The organism is Limnoraphis robusta CS-951 (assembly GCF_000972705.2).
This window is the reverse complement of record NZ_LATL02000347.1, coordinates 21,426-28,129: the sequence shown is the minus strand read 5'-3', so window position 1 is coordinate 28,129 and position 6,704 is coordinate 21,426. Positions and strand designations below refer to the sequence as shown.

Sequence of the window (6,704 nt, the reverse complement as noted above, 5' to 3'; positions counted from 1 at the left end):
TCTCAATCTCGGAGTAGTGCTAAAGATATTGACTGAACCCGCCCCTACAGAATCATTATTGATTAGTCGGACATGATATGAATCATTAATTGATTGGGGGAAGGGGGCGGGTTTAGAACAATTGTTGTTAGGTTTTCAAGTCTTAAGACATTAAGCGGCTGCTAAAATCAATCAAAAGCTGAATAGAAATATCCAGCATATCGTTAGATTCTTGCAGATAGATTCCTAAGTCTTGAATGGCGTTTTCCAGCAAATAACATTCCAGCAACACCTCTAACTCCGCCGTGCTTTTGGGAAGGAAGGAGTCTTGCGCCGCCGTTTCAAGGTAACTCTTGAGGAAAGCCCCTCTCACCCAAGCCGACCAAAACTGCGACCATTGCTGCATTTGTTCGAGATTTTCCTCTCGAATCATGCCATTTTCCACTTCATTGCGGAGAGCAACACGAGTCGCATAATCAAACGATAGTAGCATTCCGGCGACATCTCGCAGGGGCGATCGCTTCATCCGACGCTCATTTAAAGTGCGGTAGGCTTCTCCCTCAAAGTCCAGGATGACATAATCTTTTCCGGTAAACAGCAACTCCTCAAGACTGTAGTTACCATGACAGCGAGTCCGCATGGCGGTAATCTTGAGGTTGAGGACTTGTCGCAGTCGGGCTAACAAAAAGTCTTTGCGAGTCATTAATTGATGCCCAAGGGTTTGAGTCCTTAGAGGAAGACTGGGAAGCAATTTTTTCAAGCGGAAAAAGACTTGTCCGGTGAGGTTGCGAGAATATTGATAAATCGAACGTTGGTAGAGTGAGGTAAACGGCGCGGGTGAAAAGTCGGGGTTGTCGTAGTCTGCTGACAATGCAATGTGCATTTCCGCCGTGCGTTGACCCAAAAGTTCCGCATTACTCAGGTAGGAACCAATCGTCAGGGCTGCTAACTCGGGTACAGGTTGTTCAATTAAATTCACCAGTTCTTCTGTCGGAAGGGGAATTTCTTCTAAATTGGCTTGTTCAACAACAACCCGATCAAAATAATCTCGGAGAATATCAAGGGTCACAGTCCAAGCATTCGTCGCATCTGGAATATAAGGCTGTAAAACCCCAATGGTCATGGCATCTGAGCGGTGACGGCGATATTCTAACCCTCCGATCACCGGGGCAATATGGGCTAAGGGAGCGCGACTTCCCAGGAAATGCCGAACTTCAAGTTCCGGGTTAATTCCTTCTTCGACACGCCGGAACAGTTTAAACACAAACCGCCCCCCATAAACAACGAGGGTATTAATGCGATTTCCTTTTTCGATAGCCGTCTCAAACTGTCCTTGCAGGGTATCTTCTTCCTGTGTGATCGCATCTGTTGTCATCGCCACTAAACGCCCTAGCTTACCGGGATAAGTCATCCGGTTAACTATCATCTGCCGTAAGGCACTCATAAAGTTTTCTGAGGCGATCGCATCAAACAAAATCCCGGCTTCTTCATCGACTTTCAGGGAAGCGATAACGGCTTGGGGCATGGTTTCTTGAATTTCTTCAGCCCGTTCCTCTGTGGCATAACTGAGGGGCAGTACATAGGTATCCGGGAAACCTTCGGTGTATTCGACTTGAATTAATGAAAGAACCGCTTCTGTTTCCTGGTGCAGAATCGGAATAATATCAGTAATACGAACCGACTGCATGACTTGAGACTTGCCGATAAACCAACGACAACTCAGCAGATACTCCGCTAAAATTGACTCGAGTTTGCTCTTTAACTCTGAGCTTTCTAACACTTGTTTCCAGCTTTGAGTTACAGCCATTACAGGCAGTTTTTTCTGAGGGAGCGGTTCTGTCAGACTCGGATCAAGTTGCAGCATGAACCAGTAAAACCCATAGGGACTGATACTGAGAAAATAAGGCGACTTTTCAATTTTAGGAAATTGAGCGCGACCAAAAATTTCTACAGGCATCATTCCGGCAAATGCCGACAGATCTAACTCTACCGTTTGCACAAACCGAGACAGGTTCGCGACGACGAGAATATGTTCCCCGCTATAGGTTCTGATAAACGTTAACACCTTGCGGTTTTCGGGATGCAGTAACTCAAAGGTACCGCGACCAAAAGCCTGGAAGCGCTTCCGCATAGCGATCAGACGCTTCATCCACGATAACAGCGAGTTGGGGTTCGCACCCTGAGCTTCGACGTTAACGGCTTCAAAGTGGTATTCTGAATCAACGACGACAGGCTGATAGAGCTTTTGAGGATTAGCGCGACTAAAGCCCGCATTGCGATCGGGACTCCACTGCATCGGTGTTCTTACGCCATTGCGATCGCCAATGTAGATGTTATCCCCCATGCCAATTTCATCGCCATAGTACAACACAGGCGTTCCAGGCAGTGAGAGCAATAAACTATTCATCAACTCAATTTGACGGCGATCGTTGCCCAACAGAGGGGCTAACCGTCGGCGAATGCCTAAATTAATCCGAGCTTGATGATCTTGGGCGTAGACTTTGTACATATAGTCACGATCTTCATCTGTGACCATTTCCAACGTCAGTTCATCGTGATTTCTCAGGAATAGCGCCCATTGACAGTTAGAAGGAATTGCAGGCGTTTGGTTGAGAATATCAATAATTGGGAAACTGTCTTCCATCCGCAACGACATAAACAGTCGTGGCATGAGGGGAAAATGGAAGTTCATGTGACATTCATCGCCCTCTCCATAGTAGGCTGCGGCATCTTCCGGCCATTGGTTGGCTTCGGCCAACATCATTCGGTTGTCAAATTTCGAGTCCATATGGCCTCGGAGTTTTTTGAGGAACCCGTGAGTTTCCGGTAAGTTCTCACAGTTGGTTCCTTCGCGGACAAATAAATAGGGTACGGCGTCTAAGCGGATGCCATCAACCCCCATTTCCATCCAAAAGTCTAAAACGTCTAACACGGCTTTTTGCAGTACCGGGTTCTCATAGTTGAGATCCGGTTGGTGGGAGTAGAACCGATGCCAGTAATAGGCTTTGGCTACCGGGTCCCATGCCCAGTTTGAGGTTTCAAAGTCTTGGAAAATAATCCGCACTTCAGAATATTTATCTGGGGTATCACTCCAAATGTAGAAATCTCGCTCTGTGCTGCCTTTGGGTGATCGTCTGGCGCGTTGAAACCAAGGATGCTGATCAGAAGTATGATTAACAACAAGCTCTGCTATCACCCGAATTCCCCGTTCGTGAGCGGCATCGAGAAGCGTTTTAAAGTCTTCTAACGTGCCATAAATGGGGTTAACGTTCATGTAGTCGGAGATATCATAACCATCATCGCGCAACGGTGAAGGGAAAAAGGGCAGCACCCAGATGGCTGTTACTCCGAGATCCTGTAGGTAGTCTAGCTTTTCGGTTAAACCCAGAAAATCACCAATACCATCGTCGTTACTATCGGCATAGGCACGCACCGGCACCTCATAGATAATGGCATCTTTAAACCAGAGGGGATCGTTGCTAAGTTTGGAATGTTGCATATTCTCGAATATCTAGTCTGAGCTACAAATTACACAATCATCTAGAAGCCATCCAGCAAAGGCAAAGCAACAAATGTTTAGATGTTTCTATTGATACTTCGCTGTTGTTTGACTGCACTTACCTGAAGTTATACACCCATCAAGTATGGGCATGGTTTGAGTTGATGAGCGCTGACTTTCCTCTGTCTTAAGATAGATTTTCAGAAAAGTCTTGATTGATTACAATCGACATCAGATTTGAGTCCTGAGTCTGGATCAAAAACGGGTTGGGCGGGTTGATGTAGGTTGTTTGAACAGAGACATACATTTTGTCCCGCCCCTACTTTAGCTTGATTTTCTATTCCTCATTCAAGATAACCTGTTGATTTGTTGGGATTCTCCAAGAAAGTCGGAAAAAGGTTGAGGATTTCTCCCGATTTTTTGACTAAGGATATACGATCAAACAAGCTTAGTAGATATGATGTTGAAATAATCCAAACTCAGTATTTAGTTATGACGTTTCAACGTGCAAGTGGGATTTTACTGCACCCGACCTGCTTACCCAGTCCTTTTGGGATCGGCGATTTAGGGCAATCTGCCTATGAGTTCATCGACTTCTTGGACAGAAGTGGTCAGACCCTCTGGCAAATTCTGCCGCTCGGCCCCACTGGGTATGAGCATTCCCCCTATATTATGAACTTTAGCACCTTTGCTGGAAATCCTTTACTAATTAGTTTGGATCAATTGGCCGAACAAGGGTTACTAAATGCGGATGAATTAACCCCTTTACCCCCCAGTGAAGATGTTACTCCCAATCGAGTAAATTTTGATCGTGTCATCCCCCATAAGACAGAGTTTCTTCAACGGGCTTTTGATCGGTTTCGGGAATCTCTCTCGGGAAATCCCAATCCGGCTTTTGAATCCTTCTGTCAGGAGACTTCCGCCTGGTTAGATGATTATGCCCTATTTATGGCCTTATTAGAAGCCCATGATGGTTTACCCTGGAATAAATGGGACGCGCGCGTCGCTCGTCGGGAACCGGAGGCGATGAAAGCTAAATCCGAAGAACTTAGCGATCGCATTTTGTATCATAAGTTCCTTCAGTTCAAGTTTTTTGAACAATGGCGAAATCTCCGCCGCTACGCCAATGATAAAGGCATTTCAATTATTGGTGATATTTCGATTTATGTCTGTCACAATAGTTCTGATGTTTGGGCGCAACCGAATATTTTCCAACTTGATCCTGAAACGTTAGAATCTGCTTATATTGCCGGAGTTCCCCCCGATTATTTTAGCGAAACGGGTCAACTTTGGGGTAATCCGGTTTATGATTGGGATGAGTTAAAACGCACGGGTTTTGCTTGGTGGATTGAACGTTTTAAAGCGACTCTCGCCTATGCCGATTTAGTCAGAATTGATCATTTCCGAGGGTTTGAAGCCTATTGGCGGGTGCCTGCGGGTGAAGAAACTGCCATGAATGGGGAATGGATTAAAGCGCCTGGGGAGGAGTTTTTTGAAGCGATTCGCCAGGGTTTAGGAAGTTTACCTGTTTTGGCGGAAGATTTGGGAATTATTACCCCCGAAGTTGAAGAACTTCGCGATCGCTTTGAGTTTCCGGGGATGAAAATTCTACAATTTGCCTTTGCAGATACGCCGAAAAATCCCTATCTTCCTCACAATTTTGTTCAGAATTGTTTGGTTTATACCGGAACTCACGATAATGATACCACCGTCGGTTGGTGGCAACAAGCAGGCGAACCCGAAAAACAACACGTTACCCAATATCTGGGTTATTCTCACCCTGACGAAGTTAAAGAAATTCATTGGGAGTTCATTGCTTTAGCCTTAAAATCTGTGGCAAATCAAGCCATTATTCCCTTGCAAGATTTGTTGGGTTTAGATAATAAGGGGCGGATGAATGATCCGAGTATCAATGCGGGAAATTGGCGTTGGCGTTATGAAAGTTCGGATCAACTCACTTCGGAAATTAGCGATCGCTTACTGCATCTGACAAAGTTGTATAACCGCTAATTCAGGCTGCAATTTTTCATTCAGGCTGCATTCAATTCTCCCCCTTTTTTTTAACTACATCACCCTGCTTTCAAAGCCAGCAGGGCTGTTTCATTCTAATTTTTGGTGTTCGCATTTTTGAACTCGGGAAGCGAGTCAACCGCAAGCCCTGCCTTGGAAAGCAGGGTGTTTTCATTTTCCAAAATGCGATCGCTATCTTCAGTTTAATTTAACTGCAAAAAAAATTTTTGAGGGGGAATAAGTATTCGTTTCAGATGTCTATAATTGTTCAATTTCTTTCGCTTTTTCAGGGAGTTTTGCTTGTTTTTGACCCTGACAACGGGCTTGAACATTCAGCAAACCGATGGGAGTATTGAGAATATCAACTAAATCGGCTTGTTGTGCGATCGCCTTTATACTGTTAATGGGCATTTCTTTTAACAACCAACGTCCGAGTCGATAGAGATAATCCTGGGTTGTGAAATCTCGCATCAACTCCACACCATACAGTTCATGTAAATATCGATTAGACTCACCATAACGCCGCCATTGACTGCGTAGTTGTCGCAAAGTTGCCCGATGTCGATGTTTGATAATTGCATCTTCAGCAAAATAGACTTTATAATCAGTTTGCTGCTGAATTCGCCAACAAATATCTGCATCTCCGCCTGTCGTTAAATAGGGACGAAATAAACCCACCTGGGCAAAGATTTGACGACGGATGGCAAGATTAGCAGTTTGACCGTAGGGAAAAAACTTGTGAGCGATGGTATGCTTTTGAGACAGAGTATCTTGTCGATCTGCGTGTTTTTCCAGTAACGTTTGACCCGGTAAGGCGACGATTTCCCCAACAACAATCCCAATCGCCGCATCCTCAAAAGGTCTAACCAGTTTTTCTAACCACTGGGGTTGTGGACGACAATCCGCATCGGTAAACGCGACGATTTCCCCTTGGGCGATGCGAATTCCCTGGTTACGGGCGGCGTAGGAACTTTGAATGCGATTTTCTGAGAGGGGACGAATCGGATCGGTTGCTAAGGTTTGCAAGATCTCAGCCGTGCGATCGCGACTGTTATTATCCACCAACAAATACTCTAAGCGATCTTGGGGATAAGTTTGCGATCGCAAACATTCAATCAAATCCGGTAAATCTGCCTCACCGTTGTAAATCGGTACGACGACAGAGACATTAATCATATTGAAATTTGGCTGCTATCCCCTCTAAAGAGGCGGTGTT

3 protein-coding genes are annotated in these 6,704 nt (G+C 45.2%); 1 reads left to right on the top strand and 2 read right to left on the bottom strand.

Annotated elements, in window-relative coordinates; genetic code table 11:
- Window positions 1–142 precede the first annotated feature (142 nt).
- On the bottom strand, window positions 143–3,478 hold the full coding sequence (gene treS, locus WN50_RS29230; protein ID WP_046279105.1) for a maltose alpha-D-glucosyltransferase: 3,336 nt from the start codon (window positions 3,476–3,478) through the stop codon (window positions 143–145).
- Window positions 3,479–3,970: 492 nt separating this feature from the next.
- Here treS and malQ point away from each other — a divergent pair, with 492 nt between their 5' ends.
- Window positions 3,971–5,488 carry a 4-alpha-glucanotransferase gene (gene malQ, locus WN50_RS29225; protein WP_046279106.1) on the top strand — a complete coding sequence of 506 codons (1,518 nt, stop codon included), beginning with the start codon at window positions 3,971–3,973 and terminating at the stop codon, window positions 5,486–5,488.
- 258 nt (window positions 5,489–5,746) lie between these two features.
- Here malQ and WN50_RS29220 read toward each other — a convergent pair whose 3' ends face one another.
- Window positions 5,747–6,664 (bottom strand): glycosyltransferase family 2 protein, encoded by a 918-nt coding sequence (locus WN50_RS29220; protein WP_046279107.1) that lies wholly within the window; start codon window positions 6,662–6,664, stop codon window positions 5,747–5,749.
- Between the last annotated feature and the right edge of the window lie 40 nt (window positions 6,665–6,704).